The 17,807-nt window shown below is 63.1% G+C and carries 14 protein-coding genes; 6 read left to right on the forward strand and 8 right to left on the reverse strand.

The genetic code is table 11. From position 1 onward, the window contains the following. Positions 1-107: 107 nt before the first annotated feature. The gene (gene gcvT / locus J7367_RS00590) at positions 108-1,217 is read left to right on the forward strand and encodes a glycine cleavage system aminomethyltransferase GcvT (protein WP_022558774.1); all 1,110 of its coding nucleotides are present in this window, start codon (positions 108-110) and stop codon (positions 1,215-1,217) included. A gap of 143 nt (positions 1,218-1,360) precedes the next feature. Continuing rightward, positions 1,361-1,756, forward strand: coding sequence for a glycine cleavage system protein GcvH (gene gcvH, locus J7367_RS00595; RefSeq protein ID WP_003482419.1), 396 nt, complete (start codon positions 1,361-1,363; stop codon positions 1,754-1,756). Here gcvH and J7367_RS00600 read toward each other — a convergent pair whose 3' ends face one another. The 3 genes from J7367_RS00600 to J7367_RS00610 form a co-directional block, all read right to left on the reverse strand. Continuing rightward, positions 1,757-2,053 (reverse strand): hypothetical protein, encoded by a 297-nt coding sequence (locus tag J7367_RS00600; RefSeq protein WP_139792716.1) that lies wholly within the window; start codon positions 2,051-2,053, stop codon positions 1,757-1,759. 704 nt (positions 2,054-2,757) lie between these two features. Further along, positions 2,758-3,177 carry a hypothetical protein gene (locus J7367_RS22185; RefSeq protein ID WP_033481673.1) on the reverse strand — a complete coding sequence of 140 codons (420 nt, stop codon included), beginning with the start codon at positions 3,175-3,177 and terminating at the stop codon, positions 2,758-2,760. Between the two features lie 680 nt (positions 3,178-3,857). Beyond that, entirely contained in the window at positions 3,858-5,201 is a 1,344-nt protein-coding gene (locus J7367_RS00610) for a serine hydrolase domain-containing protein (protein WP_172955852.1), read from the reverse strand. A 369-nt stretch (positions 5,202-5,570) separates the two neighbouring features. Between J7367_RS00610 and J7367_RS00615 the strand changes: the two genes are divergently transcribed. Both J7367_RS00615 and J7367_RS00620 read left to right on the forward strand, forming a co-directional pair. Beyond that, positions 5,571-6,932, forward strand: coding sequence for an MFS transporter (locus J7367_RS00615; protein ID WP_022558779.1), 1,362 nt, complete (start codon positions 5,571-5,573; stop codon positions 6,930-6,932). 182 nt (positions 6,933-7,114) lie between these two features. Continuing rightward, positions 7,115-7,468 carry a DUF1304 domain-containing protein gene (locus J7367_RS00620; protein ID WP_007967975.1) on the forward strand — a complete coding sequence of 118 codons (354 nt, stop codon included), beginning with the start codon at positions 7,115-7,117 and terminating at the stop codon, positions 7,466-7,468. A 313-nt stretch (positions 7,469-7,781) separates the two neighbouring features. Here the strand turns inward: J7367_RS00620 and J7367_RS00625 are convergent, their stop codons facing one another. Continuing rightward, complete coding sequence (locus tag J7367_RS00625) at positions 7,782-10,256, reverse strand: acyl-CoA dehydrogenase (protein WP_022558781.1); 2,475 nt, start codon at positions 10,254-10,256, stop codon at positions 7,782-7,784. After that, positions 10,253-11,176: an alpha/beta hydrolase gene (locus J7367_RS00630; protein WP_007967971.1), complete on the reverse strand. Its 924-nt coding sequence runs from the start codon at positions 11,174-11,176 to the stop codon at positions 10,253-10,255. Before J7367_RS00630 ends, J7367_RS00625 begins: the two co-directional genes overlap by 4 nt. Before the next feature lie 136 nt (positions 11,177-11,312). On the opposite strand from J7367_RS00630, the gene J7367_RS00635 reads away from it, so the two are divergent. After that, positions 11,313-11,921 carry a TetR/AcrR family transcriptional regulator gene (locus tag J7367_RS00635; protein WP_022558782.1) on the forward strand — a complete coding sequence of 203 codons (609 nt, stop codon included), beginning with the start codon at positions 11,313-11,315 and terminating at the stop codon, positions 11,919-11,921. Positions 11,922-12,037: 116 nt separating this feature from the next. Here J7367_RS00635 and J7367_RS00640 read toward each other — a convergent pair whose 3' ends face one another. The 3 genes from J7367_RS00640 to J7367_RS00650 all read right to left on the reverse strand — a co-directional run bounded on the left by J7367_RS00640 (position 12,038) and on the right by J7367_RS00650 (position 16,990). Next, a complete protein-coding gene (locus J7367_RS00640) occupies positions 12,038-14,869 on the reverse strand; it encodes a TonB-dependent receptor (RefSeq protein WP_209028890.1) in 2,832 nt (943 codons plus the stop codon). 243 nt (positions 14,870-15,112) lie between these two features. Beyond that, a complete protein-coding gene (locus J7367_RS00645; protein ID WP_033481266.1) occupies positions 15,113-15,946 on the reverse strand; it encodes a hypothetical protein in 834 nt (277 codons plus the stop codon). A gap of 153 nt (positions 15,947-16,099) precedes the next feature. Next, on the reverse strand, positions 16,100-16,990 hold the full coding sequence (locus J7367_RS00650) for an Hsp33 family molecular chaperone HslO (RefSeq protein ID WP_007967963.1): 891 nt from the start codon (positions 16,988-16,990) through the stop codon (positions 16,100-16,102). 74 nt (positions 16,991-17,064) lie between these two features. On the opposite strand from J7367_RS00650, the gene mtgA reads away from it, so the two are divergent. After that, positions 17,065-17,805, forward strand: a complete 741-nt coding sequence (gene mtgA / locus J7367_RS00655) for a monofunctional biosynthetic peptidoglycan transglycosylase (protein WP_007967961.1) — start codon at positions 17,065-17,067, stop codon at positions 17,803-17,805. The last annotated feature ends 2 nt before the right edge of the window (positions 17,806-17,807 follow it).

Here is a 17,807-nt window from a genome sequence, read left to right on the forward strand (position 1 = left end):
TCGCGCTGCGTTCGCGCCCCGCAGGCAGCGCAACCACACAGCGGTATGTCGTTCCCCCAAGCGTGAAAGGATGGCGATAATGGCCGTCTTTCCTTGGAACGGCGCACATGACCCAGAAGACCATCCTCAACGACACCCATCGTGCGCTTGGCGCCAAGATGGTCGACTTCGGCGGCTGGGACATGCCGATCCACTACGGCTCGCAACTGGACGAGCACCACCAGGTGCGTCGCGACGCCGGCATGTTCGACGTCAGCCACATGACGGTGGTCGACCTGCACGGCGCGCGCGTGCGCGAGTTCCTGCGCTACCTGCTCGCCAACTCGGTGGACAAGCTCAAGGTCGCCGGCAAGGCGCTGTACACCTGCATGCTCAATCCGCAGGGTGGGGTGATCGACGACCTCATCGTCTATTACATGGCAGAAGACTTCTTCCGTCTGGTGGTCAACGCCGCCACCCGCGAGAAGGACCTGCAGTGGATCGGCGAGCAGGCCGCGCGCTTCGACGTGCGCGTCGAAGAGCGCAGCGACTTCGCCATGATTGCCGTGCAAGGTCCCAGCGCGCGTACCAAGGTCATCGACCTGCTCGACCCTGCCGACACCGCAGCGGCGAGCAAGCTCGGCCGGTTCGCCGCGCTGCAGACGCGTTCGCGCGATGGCATCGAGTTGTTTCTTGCGCGCACCGGCTACACCGGCGAAGACGGTTTCGAAATCGTGTTGCCGCAGCAGGCCGCCGTCGCATTCTGGAATGCGTTGCTCGCGCAGGGCGTCAAGCCGGCCGGCCTGGGCGCACGCGACACCCTGCGACTGGAAGCGGGCATGAATCTTTACGGGCAGGACATGGACGATGGCGTCACCCCATACGAGGCAGGGCTGGCCTGGACGATCGCCCTGGACGAAGGACGCGACTTCATCGGTCGCAGCGTGCTCGAATATCAAAAGGCGCAGGGCGCACCGCGTCAGCTGATCGGTGTGGTGATGGACGAGAAGGGCGTGTTGCGGCATGGCCAGACCGTGCTCACCGCCAGCGGCGAAGGCGAGATCCTGTCCGGCACGTTCTCGCCGACGCTGGGCAAGGCGATCGCCTTCGCGCGCGTGCCGGCCGGCAGCATCGAGCCGCTGCGGGTGGACATCCGCGGCAAGCAGGTGCCGTTGAGAGCAGTGAAGTTTCCGTTCGTGCGCGATGGCCAGGCACAGCCCGGCGTGCTCGGCGACTGAATCGTGTAGCGCCATGTATGCCGTGCGCGGCGCTGCGCACGCGTCCGGATCGCCATCGCCACACCGCCGTGCGTGCACCTGTCTTGTCGCGCGGTCTAAACTAGCCACCTGTCCCCAACCATCATCTTTCCCGGAGCACACCCATGAGCGAGATCCCTGGCGACCTCAAGTTCCTCAAATCCCACGAGTGGGCCCGCGTCGAAAGCAACGGTCGCGTGACCGTCGGCATTTCCGACCACGCGCAGGGCTTGCTGGGTGACCTGGTTTACGTCGAACTGCCGGGCGTCGGCGACACCGTGCAGGTCGGCAACGGCGCTGCGGTAGTGGAATCGGTCAAGGCTGCCTCCGACGTCTACAGCCCGGTCAGCGGCACCGTCGTCGAGGTCAACAGCGCGTTGAGCGACAAGCCGGAAACCATCAACGAAGACGCCTACGGCGAAGGCTGGATCTTCGTCGTCGAGATCGACGACAAGGAACAGCTCAACGACCTGCTGGACCCGGACGATTATGCCGAGCTGCTCGAAGACGACGATCACTGATCAGGTGTCGTTGACGCCGGCATCCGATGGCCGCTCATAGAGCGGCCATTTTTTTTGAGCACGCCTTCTGTCGGTGATGCGTATCTTGGTGCAGCGATGCCGCGCAAGCCGCCAGCGAAATCGGAGAAAGGGGAACGTCGGTCGGGGATCGCGATGGTGCTGGCGCATGTCGATGCGGTACGTCGACAGCAACGGTCCGACGCGCGTCCACTGCTCGCCCACCTGCACTGCGCCGGATTTCTGACGTGAGTCGTTCGTGAGGGTTTGGCGTGCGCCCGGTGAAAAAATTTTGTGCATGTCGCCTTGCCCGATCATCCGCTAGCGCACGCGATGGATGCCGCAGTCGGTGCGCGTGGCTGCATGCACGACGCTCCAGGCGCTCAATAAGTTTGCGCATTTCTGCTCATGCGACGTCGGAAGTGCAGCCGTTGGATAAAAAATTTTCAGCTGGCGGACAGGCGGCAAGCCATGCCGTCGCATCGGCTTCGCTGCCGTGCGGTCGAAGTGTTCGGGCAGGCGTGCAAGCGCACGAATTAAAAAAAACAGCGGAAAAGAAGTGCTTTTTTGAAAACGCTGTTGGGCGAGCGCGCTTCTCGGTTGGACCGGTACGCCCGCGCGCGGGGTGATTCGCTGGCGCGGACATGGCACGCAGCGACGGTGGGTAGAAAAAAAATTGCAAAAGAGTGTTGACAGTAAAAAAAAGCGTGATTAGGTTTCGCCCAGCAGACATTGCTGCGGAAGAGAGTGAGCAGAATCGACATCACGCCGACAAGCTTGTTCCGGATGTCCACCGAAGCGCTAACCACGGTGGAGTCGGGTCCGCTTCTCTCCAAGAAAGCAGTTGTCGTTCCGACTACGCACCCGTGTCGCTGTTCGATGCGGGTGTTTCTGTATCCGTTCCGTCGCGCATCATCTGCGGACGGTTCCCGACGACGGCATGCCGTCGCGGGGTTTGGTTCAACTGGGCGTTTCACCTCCATAGTTCACTGACGAGGAGCCAATTACATGGCCACTGCAAAAGCTGCGAAAAAGAAACCCACTGCCAAAAAGGCAGTGAAGAAGACTGCCGCCAAGAAGGCAGTCAAGAAGGTCGCCAAAAAGGCAACCGCCAAGAAGGCAGTAAAGAAGACTGCTGCCAAGAAGGCCGTCAAGAAGACTGCAAAGAAGGCGACCGCCAAGAAGGCAGTAAAGAAGACTGCGAAGAAGGCAACCAAGAAGACGGCCGCCAAGAAGGCAGTGAAGAAGACTGCAAAGAAGGCGACCAAGAAGGCTGCCGCCAAGAAGACCGCCAAGAAAGCCGTCAAGAAGACCGCCAAAAAGGCAGTAGCGAAGAAGGCGACCAAGAAGTCCGCCACCAAGAAGACCGCTACCAAGAAGCCTGCCGTGAAGAAGGTCGCCAAGAAGAAGCCGGCCGTTCGCAAGAAGAAGGCCGCTCCGGTCGCGCTGCCCGCAACCCCGGCACCGCTGATCTGATCTTGTAATACCCGATCGCCGTAAACATCGAGCTCTCTCCCCGACGCCCAGCGGGGCGGGAGCTTTTTTATGTGCCTGGCGCTGGCGCGCTCGGTGCGAGGCTGCGCGTTGCCAGTCCGCAAACGGCGTAGGTGTTGCCGGCCGAACAACGTCGCTCATTCAAGTTTGCGGCATTGTGCCGCCAGGCGCGCGTACCGGTCGGCAGTGCAGATGCCGCCGCGGGATCATTCTGACTTTGCCGGCCAACTTGGACAGTTGTCGATGCCTTCGCACGATGGCTCGAGGACAGCACGCCACCGCTGCCTGACCTGATGGCGTGCCGGCAATGCAGCAGGTCGGAAGGCAGAGACCTTTGGGAGAACCAAGCCGCGAGACTCCAGAGCCGACTGCCGGTGCTTCCACTTCGGTACGCCGAACAGATCGGCTCAGCCGCAACGTTGGTGGCAAGGGGTGTTTACGGCAGCCAGACAATGCCGGCGTAGTGCGCATCCACGGCCTTGCTCTTTGCGCGCCAGGCAGGCATGCCTTCGCTAGCCGAGCAACGCGCGTCGGAGACACAGAAACAACGAAGGCGGCCGAAGCCGCCTTTGCCGACGTCACCGACACGAGGTCAGTGCACGAGGTCCACTCAGCGCGGCGAGGCCACCGACTTGCCGGAAGACGCACCCTTGCCAGCCGGGTCGGGTTTTTCTGCCAGCATGTTCTCGCTGCCGAAGTCGCCGTCCACGTCGATGTCCAGCCAGCGCTTGGCCGGCAGGCCGAGCGCGCGATCCAGGATGGTCGGCAGCATGCCCGAGGGCAGGCCGCTTTCGCCGTTCCACAGGATCGCAACACCCAGGTCGCGCTCCGGCAGCAGTGCGACCAAACCGCGATAACCTTGCACCGCGCCGGCATGGAACACCACTTGATGGCCGGCGTAATCGAACACGCGCCAGCCCAGCGCATAGCTGGCCGCGTCCACGCGCTCGTGGCGCCAGCCCGAACGCATTTCGCCCGGCGTGGAAATCAACGGCGCGTGCAGCGTCGCCAACAGCGGCGCAGGCAGCACATCGGTGCGATGGCCGGTGTGCGCGAGCAGCCACTGCGCCATGTCACTGGCGCTGGCGTTGACGCCCGCAGCGGGCGCCAGACGGTAGTAGGTGGGCTTGGGCGTCAGCGAGACCCAGCCATTGCGGCTGCGCACATGCGGACGTGCCCAGTGCGGGCTCGCCTGGATACCGGCCAGCCCCATGCTGGCGTCGTTCATGCCCAGCGGCTTGAAGATGCGACGCTCTACCGATTGCTCGTAGAAGCTGCCCGATGCGGCGAACACCACATCGCCAACCAGGCTGAAGGCGACGTTTTGATACGCGTAGCAATCGCCCGGTGCGCAACGCAGCGGCGCAGCAGCCAGCTTATGGCTGAGCGAGTAGTAATCGACGTTGGATTCGATATCGCGGTCGTAGGCGTTGCGGGTCAGGCCGACGCGATGGCTGAGTACTTCGGCCACGGTGAGTTGACGGGTGGCGGCGTTGTCGCTGAGCTGGAAGCCGGGCACATAGTCGACCACCTTGCTGTCCCAGCGCAGCACGCCATCGTTGACCAGCAGGCCGGCCATGGTGCCGGCGAAGGCTTTGGACAGCGAGGCCAGGCGAAACACCGTATGGCCATCGACCGCCTGCGGATGATTGACATCGGTGACGCCATAGCCGCGCGCGCTGAGCACCTTGCCGCCCTGCACGATGGCCATTGCCATCCCGGGCACCCGGTTGCCGTAGGTCAGCTGGTCGGCCATCGATTCGAATGCCGCCACATCGAAACCGGCAGCAGGTGCCAGCACCTGGTTGGCCGGCAGCGAAGTGCGATAGGGCAGCGGTGCGGTGGGCGACTGCGCCACAGTGGCCGCCTGCAACGCAGTGGCGGTGGGCGCGGGTGTCTGCGCGGTGGATGAGAGGGCCAGGGGCAATAACGCCCCGAACAGCCCGATAGCCAACGGTCGGAACCGTCGGCGCGTGCGCATTTCTGTCATGGTTGTCCCGCCTGTTCCGCTGCCTCCGGCGATTCTAGCGCCGCGCTTTGCAATAGCACAAACTGCCGGAAGATGAATGGGCATCGCATTGATCCTATTGATGATTTTAGATTCAGCATTCGAGGATTCCGGTGCCGCCGAAGCGGTGCCACGGCTTGGTGCAAGACGAGTTGCAAGCAGCGTGCCGGCGCGGAGGGCACCCGGGCCGCAGTGTCCAGCAACTGGTCGCTGGTGGCGCTGCCTCGCATCGGCTAACTTGCGCGCTTCCTTCACAAGTGCTGCCGTTGCCATGTTTTTTCTGTCGGGCCCGCTTGTGCGAGCGGCCGTTACCTCATGACCAGCCCCTCTGCGCCGCGATCTGCGGCTGGCCGTTTGCGCGCGGCACTGCGTAGCTCGCCACCACTGGCGTGGTCGTTTCTTTACTTCTTTTGTCTGCTCAGCGGTTACTACGTGTTGCGTCCGGTGCGCGAAGCGATGGGCGCCTCGGCCGATGTAGAGGCACTCTTTCCCGCTGGCATGATCGCGTTCTTCGCCGCGCACGGTGTGCCGCTGAAGGACTTCACGCTGCAGGTGCTGTTTACCTGCACCTTCCTGATCATGGTGTTGCTGCAACCGGTCTACGGCGCCCTGGTCAGCCGCTATCCGCGGCGGGTGTTCCTGCCGGGGGTGTACGGCTTCTTCATCGCGACCCTGCTGCTGTTCTACGTGCTGTTCGACAGCGGCGTGCCGGGCCGTGGCATGGCGTTCTTCTTGTGGGTGACCGTCTTCAACCTGTTTGCGGTGGCGGTGTTCTGGAGTTTCATGGCTGATGTCTTCAGCAATGCCCAGGCACGTAGCTACTACGGCTATATCGGCGCGGCAGGCACGCTGGGCGCGTTTCTGGGTCCGGTCCTGACGCGCGTACTGGTCGAACGTATTGGCATCGCGCATCTGATGTTGGTGTCGGCCGGGTTTCTGGCGGTATGCGTGGTCTGCGTGCTGCGCCTGCGGCTGTGGGCCGTTGCGCGCGAACAGGAGGGCCAGCTCAGTTCTGGCGAAGTGCCAATGGGCGGCGATGTACTCGGCGGCCTCAAGCTGATCGTGCGTGAACCGCTGTTGCGCTGGCTGGCCTTCATGGTGTTGTTCGGCGTGGGCGTGGGGACCTTGCTCTACAACGAGCAGGCGGCGCTGGTGCGGCGGCTTTACACCGATGCAGCGGCGGCCACCGCCTATTACTCCAGCATCGACCTGGCGATCAATGCGCTGGCGCTGGTGCTGCAACTGCTGGTGACGCGGGCGTTGCTGTCGCGCTTTGGCATCGCGCCGGCGTTGTTGATCCCGGGCGTGGCAATCATGCTGGGTTACGCGGCTTTGGCGGCGTCGCCGTTGCCGATGATGATTGCGATCGTGCAGGTGATTACCCGCTCCAGCGAATTCGCACTGGCCAAGCCTGCGCGCGAAACGCTGTACACGCGGGTAAATCGCGAGTGGCGCTACAAGGCTGGCGCCGCAATCGACACGGTGGTCTATCGCGGTGGCGATCTCACCTTCGTTTGGGTGCACAAGCTGGTCTCTGCGTTCGGCTCCAGCGCGGTGTTCGGCGTCGGCCTGGTCGTGGCGACCGGCATGACGGTCGGCGCGTTCGGCTTGTTGCGCCAAGCGCGCAAGCTGCCCGTCGAGCGCGACGTGGAGACGGACAAGCGCGTTTCCGAGTAAGCACCGCCACAGCACACGTGGCAGATGCAGCTTGGCGCTTGGCATCGACCACGCAGACGGACTGCTTCTCTCACTCTGGCAGCGCCAGAAGCGCACTCACCAGCTCGGTAGTGCAGGTGTGCCGAACAGAGCGACCGCAATCGCGGCTATGCTGGCGGCACCATTTGTCGAGGCGGTCTGCCATGTCCCTGCTTGCCATCATTGCCGGCCTGTGCATCGCACTGTTGCACGTCTACATCCTGGTATTGGAAATGGTGCTGTGGACGCATCCGCTGGGCTTGAAGACCTTCCGCAATAGCCTTGAGAAGGCGCAGGCCACCCGCGTGCTGGCGGCCAACCAGGGGCTCTACAACGGCTTCCTTGCCGCGGGCCTGCTCTGGGGCGCACTGGCCGCCCGCCCCGACGTGCTGAGCTTCTTCCTGGTCTGCGTGGTGGTGGCAGGTTGCTACGGCGCCTACAGCGTCAACCGCCGGATCTTCTTCGTGCAGGCGCTGCCGGCGTTGATCGCCTTGGCGCTGGTGTGGCTGCCGTTCTGATCCAGCTGCGGCAGTTGTTCGCTGCAGGTTCGCTACACGCAGGAGTGGGGCATGGCTGCGATGAGCTCTTGTTCTGTAGCCTCAGCGCCTGGCTGCTGCCGGCGTGTGACGTGCGCGACTCTCGCACGCGTTCGCCCCTAGCACGTGCTCATTCGATAGCCGGCCGACAGGTCGCGCCGCCGGTGCGCGCGTTCTGCCGCGAAGACCGCAGCCGATGAAGCTGCAGGCAGCATGCTGCTGACAAGACCCATCTCCACAAACAACAACGGCGGGCCGAAGCCCGCCGTGTCTATTCTCGCCCCAGCTTTATGCCTTACGCGGCTTCGCGTGGCTGTTGCATCTGCGGCTTGTCGTAGAAGCTGGCCGCACGCAATTCATGCGGATCGAAGTCGTCCACGGTGATGGTGTCCATCATGATCTCCCGCAGCTCCTCCAGCAGCTTGCGCTCTTCCATGCTGATCACGCCTTCGGCCACGGCTTCGTCCAGCTGCGCCGGGAAATCCAGCGCTTCGATGCCCTTGGTCTTGAGCGCCTTCAGGAACTTGCGCTCCACCGGTTCGGCCATCACCGCCTTGGTCAGGTAGCTGGCGATACGGCCGCCCGGATTGTTGGCGCACGGCGTCAGGAACACGCCCTTGGCCAGACGGTCGCGCGCCTCGTTGGGCGTCATCAACAGCGAAGCCACGCGATGGCCCAGGCGATCGCCAGGCGCTTCGGCGCGACGGCCCAACGGGAAGATCAGCACCCACATCAACCAGCCCACCGGGCGGATCGGGAAGTTGCGTAGCGCCGCCGACAGCGCGGTTTCGATCTTGTGCACGCTGTCGTGGAAGGCCCAGGCCAGCAGCGGCTGGTCGCTCGCCGGTGCGCCCTCGTCGTGATAGCGCTTGAGGATCGCGCTGGTCATGTAGATATGGCTCAGCACATCGCCCAAGCGACCGGACAGCGACTCCTTGAACTTCAACTTGCCGCCCAGCATCAGCATCGACACGTCGGCCATCAAGGCCAGGTTGGCCGAATAGCGATCCAGCTTGCGGAAGAAGCGACGGGTATACGCATCGCCCGGCGCCGCACCGAGACGCGCACCGGTCAGGCCGAACCAGAACGAGCGCACCGCGTTGGAAATGCCGAAGCGGATATGACCGAACAGGCTCTGGTCGAACTGCTCCAGACCACGACGGGTGTCGGGATCCTGCGCGGCCTGCATCTCCTTCAACACCCAGGGATGGCACAGGATGGCGCCCTGGCCGAAGATCAGCAGGCTGCGGGTCATGATGTTGGCGCCTTCCACGGTCACGCCGATCGGCGCGGCCTGCCAGGCGCGGCCGGCGAAGTTGCGGGGCCCCAGGATGATGCCCTTGCCGCCGATCACGTCCATCATGTCGCTGACCACTTCGCGGCCCATGGTGGTGCAGTGGTACTTGGCAATCGCCGACGGCACCGACGGCACATCGCCGCGATCCACCGCCGCGGCCGTGGCCTGCGACAGCGCACTGATCGCATAGGCCTTGCCGCCGATACGGGCCAGCGCTTCTTCCACGCCCTCGAAACGGCCCACCGACAGGCCGAATTGCTTGCGGATACGCGCATACGCACCGGTGACCACCGCTGCGGCCTTGCTGCCGCCGCTGGCGGTGGAGGGCAGGGTGATCGAACGGCCAACAGCCAGACACTCGTTGAGCATGTTCCAGCCCTTGCCGACCATCTCCACGCCACCGATCAGCTGGCTCAGCGGGATGAACACCTCTTCACCGTGGATCGGGCCATTCTGGAACGGCGAATTCAACGGGAAATGGCGGCGGCCGATTTCCACGCCCGGAGTTTCGCGCGGCAGCAGCGCCAGGGTGATGCCGATGTCCTTTTTGTCGCCAATCAGACCATCCGGATCGTAGGCGCGGAACGCCAGGCCGATCAGCGAGGCGACCGGTGCCAGGGTGATGTAGCGCTTGTCGAAGGTCAGCTTGACGCCCAGCACATTGGCGCCATTCCATTCGCCCTTGCAAACGATGCCGTAATCGGGAATCGAGGTGGCATCGGAGCCGGCGAACGGACCAGTCAGGCCGAAGCACGGCACTTCCGCACCGACCGCCAGCCGCGGCAGGTAGTAGTCCTTCTGTTCGGGGGTGCCGTAATGCAGCAACAGCTCACCGGGGCCGAGCGAGTTGGGCACGCCAACGGTGGAGCTGACCACGCTGGAGATCGAGGACAGCTTCTGGATCACCTTGTGGTGCGCCAGCGCGCTGAAACCCAGGCCGCCGTACTGCTTGGGAATGATCATGCCGAAGAACTTGTTCTTCTTGATGAAGTCCCACAGCTCTGGCGGCAGGTCGGCGTGGACGTGGGTGATTTCCCAGTCGTTGATCATCTTGCACAGCTCTTCCACCGGGCCATCCAGGAAGGCCTGCTCTTCGGCGGTGAGTTGCGGCTTGGGATAGTTCAGCAGCTTCTGCCAATCCGGATCGCCGGTGAACAGCTCGCCTTCGAAGCCGACCGAACCGGTTTCCAGTGCGATGCGCTCGGTCTGCGACAGCGGCGGCAGCACCTTGCGGAAGAAGCCCATCAGCGGCGTGGTCAGCAGCGGCTTGCGCAGGAACGGCAGCAACACTGGTGCGGAGATCAGTACCACCAGCGCGGCGGCCACGATGGTGGCGGTGAGATTGGCGCCCAGCAGCCAGCACGCCACCAGCACACAGGCGCTGATCGCAACCCACGTGGCAAGGCGCATCCGGTGGTAGGCAGCGATACCCGCCGCCAGGACGACGAGGAGGAACGGTGCAATGATGCTCATGGTCTTGCTCCAGTGACATGCTCGGTAGTGTTGGACGCTGCGATGGTGCAAGCCGCCGGCAGTGCGTCCAGATAATGCAACACGGTGGCGGTAAACGTGGTGTTGTCGTCGCCTGCCAGCATGTGCGTGGCATCGGGCAGATGCACATGCTGCGCATGCGGCGCGATGGAGAGGAATTCGGCGATGTTGGCTGGTGTCACTAGATCGCTGCGTCCGCCGCTGATGAGCAGCATCGGGCAACGCACCTGTGCTGCCGCTTCCAGCAATGCATGCTGCTGGAGCTGGGCATCCTGGCCGGCCAGTTCGTCGACCAGGCGTGGATCCCAATGCCAGCGCCAACGCCCATCGGTACGCTGCCGCAGCAATGCCTGCAGTTGGCCCGGCGTTTTGCGCGGCCGATGCGGCAGGTAGGCGGCAATCGCATCGGCGGCCGCATCCAGCGATGCAAAGCCGTCCGGATGCGCGGTCATGAAGCGCAGGATGCGCTCCACACCCGTGGTATCCCAGCGTGGTGTGATGTCGACCAGCACGATGGCACGAAACAGGCCCGGCCACCGCGCTTCGGCCAGTAGCCCGAACAAGCCCCCCATCGACGCAGCAACCAACACCGGTGGCTGGGGCTGCTCGCCGGCCAGCACGATCAGATCGTCGGTGAACTGCGTTGCCGAGTAGGGCTGGTCCGCCGCATTGGCGCTGGAATCGCCATGCCCGCGTGCGTCGTACGACAGGGTGCGGTAGCCCTTTTCAGCCAGCGTCGTGGCAGTGGCTTCCCAGGCATGTCGGGTCTGTCCAAACCCATGCGCGAACACTACCGACGGCGCATGTTCGCCCCCCCGCATCGACACCGCGAGCACTGCATCGCCAGCGTTGACGCTGGACAAGGACGCAGCTGAGGCGAGGCTAGAGGGTGAGATGACCATACTTAATGGTATGGATGCGCGATGGCGGCTGTCAATACTCAATCGTATGGACGGTTAGGCCACGGAATCATGGCGCTGATATGTCAATTTCGTGATGCATACTGCAACTGACACAAGCGTATGGTTAAATCGCGGTATGAACGACACCATCGACTCTAGCCCCACCACGCCCCGCGCCAGCTCCGGTCGCGGCAATCGCCTCAGCGCGGACGATTGGGCACAGGCCGCGCTCGACCTGATCGCCGAACAAGGGGTGGGCGCGGTTGCAGTCGAGCCCCTGGCGCGCCGGCTCGGCGTCACCAAAGGCAGCTTCTACTGGCACTTCCCCTCGCGCGACGCCCTGCTGCAGGCCGCCCTTGAGCGCTGGGAAATCTTCGAGCAAAAGGAAGTGTTCGGCAGCCTGGAAGACGTGCCCGACCCCAGCGCCCGCTTGCGCGCCTTGTTCCAGCTGGTTGCCCACGAAGTCAAACCGCACGTTATCTATAGCGAACTGCTCAAAGCACTCGATCACCCGGCCGTACGCCCGGTCATCGATCGCGTGTCCCAACGTCGCCTCGATTACCTCATCGCCTCGTTCCGCCAGGCCGGCCTTACCCGTACCGATGCCCAGCATCGTGCCCGCTTGGCCTACGCCGCCTACGTCGGCTTCCTGCAACTCTCACTGCAATTGCAGCAGCCCAAGCCAGCCCGGGAAGATTTCGAAGCCTACGTCGAGCATGTGATCCAGACGTTGATTCCGGGGTGAGCTGACTATGTTGGTGTAAGGCAAACGGATTTTTCTGTTCGAATCTTGGCGCTCGCCAACAAAAAAACGGCCCCTTGGGGCCGTTTTTTCATAACTTACTTTGTTCCAGTTTTAAATCAGAAACGCTGCTGATACTTCATGTACATGAAGCGACCAATGTCGTAGCCACCGTAATAGGAGTAGCCGGAGTTGGGCTGGCCATAAGCGGGTGCCGAATAGTGTTCGAAGATGTTGTTCGCACCGACGGCGACCGTTGCGTTCCACGGAAGGGCATAAGCCACTTGCAGATCGTGGAAAGTATTGGAGCCGAGCTCGTTCATGCCAACAGTTGCGCCCTGGAACTCGGGAGCAGTGAAGTCAGGCAGGCTGCAGCGATCGGCGGCGAAGCAACGCTCCTTGGTACGCGAGTAGTAACGCGCGCTCCAGGTCACAGACCAATCGTCCCACTGCCAGTTCACCGAAAGGTTGGAGCGGACGCGGAAGTTGCCGCCGAATCCGTTCTGCTGGCTTGGCGGATTGCTGGTGTTGTCGGCCTTCAGTTCGTTCTTGGACACGTAGGTGTTCAACAGCGATGTGGTGAAGTTGCCCCACTGCGTCTCGAAGCGATAATTCAGATCGAAGTCGAAGCCTTCGGTCTCAACATAGCCGGCATTGCGCAGGCCGAACGACAAGCTGGTGATGTTGCCCGCTGCGTTACGGGTAAAGCCCACGCAACGCGACTCGATACCGCGCAGGTAGCAATCGTCCAGCAGGTCGGTCGGCGTGTCGCCAACGATGGTGTTTTCGATGCGGATATTCCACCAATCCAGCGAGGCGTTGAGGCCGGTGATGAAACCGGGGCTCCACACCAGGCCAAGCGTCTTGGAGGTCGAGGTTTCCGGGGTCAGCGTGGGAGTCGAGCCGGACACGAACGGCACATTCGTCTGTTCGCCAGGGCCCGGTGCGGGAGCGACACCCGACGCATTGAGCTGACGGAAACCTGCCGGCACATCAGCCAGGCAGCGTGCATTGCCGGCAGCCGGGCCGAACGAGGTATCGCACGGATCGGTGTAGTTCTCGAAGCTCTGCGACAGGCCGCCGAACAAGTCTGCAACGGTCGGCGCGCGGAAACCTTCCGACCATGTACCACGCACCAGCACAGACTCGAACGGCTTCCACTTGAATCCGAACTTGCTGTTGGTCGTATTGCCGAAGGTGTCGTAATCCGAATAACGCGTTGCCAGCGTGACGCTCAATTCCTTGGCGCCGGGAAGGTCCGCCAGCAACGGAACCTGCAACTCGGCATAGACTTCGTTGAGGTTGTAGCCACCGCGGGTCGGGCCGGCGGCCAGAACCGTCGAGATACCCGTCTGTGCGAGTGCATCTGGCGAGAACGAGCCGGTTTCTTCGCGACGTTCCACGCCAACCGCCACGCCCAGGTCGCCGGCCGGCAGCGAGGCCAGGATGCCGGAAACGCTTGCGAAGTAGTTCTTGGTGGTGGTTTCGGACAGCGCCTGGCCGGGCTGATACAGGTAAGCCTGGACGTTGGGGTCGTTCAAGCCGTTCGGCGCGTTGTAGCCGAACGGAACCAGCGGATTCCAGGGCGTGCATGCCCCGGGGCCGGAGCCGAGGGTAATCGGGTTCGCGGCGGTGCCGCACTGTGCCACACCCTCGGAATTGATGAAGGACGGACCGGTGGCCTGGCCGACGGCATAGGTATTGAGATTACCCGTGCTGATCTGCGTGCCTTTATTCTGGTTGTAAAGGAAGCCCGCTTCCCAATCCCAGTATTTCTCGCCGAAATTGAAATTGCCGCTAAACTTGCCCGTGAATCGCGAGGTGGTCAGATTGTTCTGAACTTCGCGCGGAACTTCCCAGCCACGCCGCACATATTGAACAGCCTGCGGGGCGACGCCTGCAGGCAGCGTGCCGGTCGCCTGATTGCCCAGCGGATTGAAGACGCTGTCGATGGACAGGCCGCCGTTGCTCAGGTTGAAATTGGCGCTCTGCATCGGATAGCCGGCATTCTGTGCGAACGACTCGCGGTCGGTGTACAGAACGCTGGTGTCGAACGCGACATTGTCGGTGAAATCGAAGTGCCCATTGAGGAACGCCGATTTGCGCTTGATGCCGCTGTAGACCGTGGATGCCAGCGAGGGATTGTAGGTGTCGGTGCCGTTTAGCGCGCGATAGCTGGAAAAGTCAGCCGGATCCAGCCCAGCAACGTCGCGGCGCAGCGTGCGCGTCGAGGTGCCGCCTGCAGCATTGGTATAAGCAAAACGACCAAATTCAGTGGTTCCCGAAAGACCGCCCGGACGCGGATCGGTCTTTTCCCCAGTCGGGAATCGGGCGCGGCTGAACCAGCGGTTACGTGCCCAGACCGGGTCTTCGTTGGTGTATTCGACGCCGGCGGTCAGCGAGCCGCGATCACCACGGAAGCCCATCGTGAAGTCGTACACGTCGCGCTGACCGTCGCCCTGGCCCCACTGGCCAATGTAGACGTTCGCTTCGGCGCCTTCGAAATCCTTGCGGGTGATGATGTTGATCACGCCTGCAATCGCGTCGGAACCGTAGATCGTGGATGCGCCGTCCTTCAGGACTTCGATGCGCTCAACCAGGACCAAGGTACGGTTGGCACCCAGGTTGCGCAGGTCGATGTAGTAACCACCGACGTTTTCGCCGGAGCTCAGCGGCGAGGTACGGCTGATGGCCGGCGAGCCCGCGGTCGGAATGTTCTGCAGGATGTCCGCAACCGACTTGAAGCCCTGCTTTTCGATCTGATCCCTGCTGATCAGCAGCACCGGCTGGGCTGTCTCGCTATCGACCTGGCGGATGCGCGAACCCGTCACCTCGATCTTGTCGAGATTGGTAGTGCCGGCTTCCTGGGCGATGGCGGTACCGGTACCGCCCACACCCACGACAAGCGCGAGGACAACTGCATCGCGCAGCTTGTTGGACTTGCAATTCATTAGCTCTCTCTCCAAGTGATCTTGGGTACTGCCAAGGGTTGTTTTGCCTGTCGGGGGTTCCGAAAAAAGCGGATCCAAAACGTCAGGGTGAACCGATGGTATATGCGTTGCGAGAGAAATTAAAGTCCCGTTAACGAAAAAGAAGAAGGTTGTGAAGGTGCCGGCTGGAGGGGTGATCCGTAACGGAAAACGCCACCGGCTGCAGGCCGATGGCGTCTTGTGAAACACTCTGAAATCAATAGGTTACAAGTCTTGCTCGTATCTGACGTACGGAACCGTACCGTCGCTGTTGCTCTCGTTGCTTGGTGCGAACGGGTTCTTGCCACGGGAAATGACGTTCTCCGCGCCAACGGTGAGCTGGCCGCTCCAGGGAGTGCGCCAGGTCAGGCCCAGGCCCAGGCCTTCCCATTTTTCGGGCTGGCCGGGGACGTCGACAACGCGGCCTATGACATTTGCGCTGAAAGCGCCATAGCCGCCGCCAACGCTCAAGGTCTTGCTGTCCCATTGATCGGCAATGGCCGGGGACACGTCGGCCAGCGGCACCAGGCGCGCGCGAGCATACGTGCCGCCGATCGAAACAAAGCCTTCGCGACCGATGTTCTTCTGCCCAAAGACGGTGAGGTCGTTTTGCTCGACACGCGTCAACGGGGCCTTGCCGGCACCGATCAGCCAGGCTGGCAGGGTGTCGCGGCCAGTGCCCGCGGTGACGCCAACCCGGCCACTGCCGCGATTGAAGCCCAGCGTGCCGGACACGCGACGCGAGGCAGCCGCGCTGTCTTCTTCGTCATCGCCGATGCCTGCAAGCAGGCAATGGCTGGCAAGACCGCTGATATTGGTGCCGCGGCTACTGTTGCAGAGCAGGCCAAGCGAGTCGCCGGAGCTCAGGCCGAACGCGGCATCGAGCGAGTTGCGACCGAAATGCCAGCGCGCACCGGCTTTCTGCTCGCCGGTCGGCTCCAGGTACAGAAAGGCTTCCACCTTGCCGCTGCCCTTGTTCCACACCGGCAGGATCGTACTTTCGCGCAACTGCTGCGCCGACTGCGCGTGCACGCCTGTGGCCGCCGCAAGGGCAACCATCAAAGCTAGCGGGAGGCGCAGTAGGTATCGCATACCAGAGGTCAGACCCAGGGGCAGTTGTTAAGTTCCCGAGAGCGGGCAAGTAGGATGCTAGGGTGTTTATGATTATTTAACAAGTGGTCGCGTCCCCCCAGAACACCACCGTCATCCTATCTATTGCAACCTTTCTGGCGCTTCCTGCGAGGGCTGCGCCGCGTTGAAAAGTACGTCCAGCGCGGTCAACGGAAAGTGATACTCACGGCCGCAGAATTCGCAACGCACCTCGACTTCGCCCGTTGCCTCGGCGGCCGCGCGCGCCTCCTCCTCGCCTAGCGATTGCAGCATCGAGGCGACCCGCTCGCGCGAACAGGAGCAGCCGAAGCTGAGCGGCTTGCTGCCGAGCAACTGCGGCTCTTCCTCGTGGAACAGACGGTGCAGCAGGTCCTGGCCGGCAACCGAGAGCAGCTCCGGTGCGCCCAGGGTGTCGAACAGGGCGCCAATCCGGGTCCAGCCATCGGTGTCGCCCTCGTCGCCGGGGAGCTTCTGCAACAGCAGGCCGGCGGCCTGATCCGGGCCAGCGGCCAGCAGCAAGCGCGTCGGCAACTGTTCGGACTGCTGAAAATAGGTTTCGAAGGCTTCGGCCAGGTCCGGTGCCTGCATGCCGACCAGACTCTGGTAGCGCTGCGGCTCGCGCGGGTCCAGGCCGGGGTTCTCGATGGTGATCGCCAGCAGCGCGGCCTCGCCCAGTTCGCGCAGGTCGGTCGGCGCATCCGCGCCCTCGGCCAACTGCACGATGCCGCGCAAGGTGCCGGCGGCGGTGCATTCGGCAAACAGGGTGCGCAAGATGTCGTTGCCGCGCAGTTGCACCGACAGGCGCCCGTCGACCTTGGTGTGGCCGGTGAACAGTGCAGCGGCCACCGCAGCTTCGCCGAGCAGTTGGCGCGCGGCGGGCGGATACTCGGCGGCCCCCTGGATGTCGTGCCAGGCCTTGGTCAGGCGCACATGGACGCCGCGCACGCCAGCGGCGGGCAGCAGGAAACGGGAAAGCTGATCGTGATCGGTCATGGAAACATCGGGCGTAAGGGACGCTGGTTGCCGGATAATGCGGCAGGCATCGGGATTGAAGGTCGTAGCGAACAATGGGGACGGATGCATGGGATGGCAAGCAGGCGGCGCCACCGCGGCGCGCGCGGCGGTGGTTGCGCTGGCTGATGGCAGCACCGCTACTGTTTGCAGCGGCGAGCGTGCTGCAGGTGCTGGTCTTGCGGGTGGTCGATCCGCCGATCAGCAGCATGATGGTGGGGCGTTACCTGGAAGCCTGGGGCGAGGGCGACTGGAGTTTTTCGCTGCATCAGCAGTGGCGTGATTACGACAAGATCGCCATAAGCCTGCCGATTTCGGTAGTGGCCGCGGAGGATCAGCAGTTCCCGATGCACCACGGTTTCGATCTGCAGGCGATCGAAAAGGCGCGCGATCACAATGCCCGCGGTGGACGCGTGCGCGGCGCCAGCACCATCAGCCAGCAGGTTGCCAAGAATGTGTTCCTTTGGCAGGGGCGCAGTTGGGTGCGCAAGGGCCTGGAAGCCTGGTACACGGTGTTGATCGAGCTGTTCTGGCCGAAGCAACGCATTCTGGAGATGTATCTCAACGTGGCCGAATTCGGCGACGGGGTGTATGGCGCGCAAGCGGCTGCGCAGCAGTTCTGGAGCAAGGATGCGGCAGGCCTGTCGCCAAGCGAATCGGCACGCCTGGCAGCGGTGTTGCCATCGCCACGGCGCTATGACGCGCGTCGTCCGGGCGCATTCGTGCAGCGACGTGCGGGGTGGATCCAGCGGCAGGCGCGCCAGCTGGGCGGCCCTGCCTATCTGCAGGCGCCCTGACG

This window comes from Xanthomonas sp. D-36-1, assembly GCF_017746155.1.
Taxonomy (GTDB): domain Bacteria; phylum Pseudomonadota; class Gammaproteobacteria; order Xanthomonadales; family Xanthomonadaceae; genus Xanthomonas; species Xanthomonas cissicola.

Coding starts and splice junctions, on each gene's coding strand:
- J7367_RS00650 (WP_007967963.1), bottom strand. CDS start 16,990: ATGACCGATCACGATCAGCTTTCCCGTTTCCTGCTGCCCGCCGCTGGC.
- J7367_RS00645 (WP_033481266.1), bottom strand. CDS start 15,946: ATGGTTGCCCTTGCGGCGGCCACAGGCGTGCACGCGCAGTCGGCGCAG.
- J7367_RS00615 (WP_022558779.1), top strand. CDS start 5,571: ATGACCAGCCCCTCTGCGCCGCGATCTGCGGCTGGCCGTTTGCGCGCG.
- gcvT (WP_022558774.1), top strand. CDS start 108: ATGACCCAGAAGACCATCCTCAACGACACCCATCGTGCGCTTGGCGCC.
- J7367_RS00630 (WP_007967971.1), bottom strand. CDS start 11,176: ATGGTCATCTCACCCTCTAGCCTCGCCTCAGCTGCGTCCTTGTCCAGC.
- J7367_RS00640 (WP_209028890.1), bottom strand. CDS start 14,869: ATGAATTGCAAGTCCAACAAGCTGCGCGATGCAGTTGTCCTCGCGCTT.
- mtgA (WP_007967961.1), top strand. CDS start 17,065: ATGGGGACGGATGCATGGGATGGCAAGCAGGCGGCGCCACCGCGGCGC.
- J7367_RS00620 (WP_007967975.1), top strand. CDS start 7,115: ATGTCCCTGCTTGCCATCATTGCCGGCCTGTGCATCGCACTGTTGCAC.
- gcvH (WP_003482419.1), top strand. CDS start 1,361: ATGAGCGAGATCCCTGGCGACCTCAAGTTCCTCAAATCCCACGAGTGG.
- J7367_RS00625 (WP_022558781.1), bottom strand. CDS start 10,256: ATGAGCATCATTGCACCGTTCCTCCTCGTCGTCCTGGCGGCGGGTATC.
- J7367_RS00600 (WP_139792716.1), bottom strand. CDS start 2,053: ATGCACAAAATTTTTTCACCGGGCGCACGCCAAACCCTCACGAACGAC.
- J7367_RS00635 (WP_022558782.1), top strand. CDS start 11,313: ATGAACGACACCATCGACTCTAGCCCCACCACGCCCCGCGCCAGCTCC.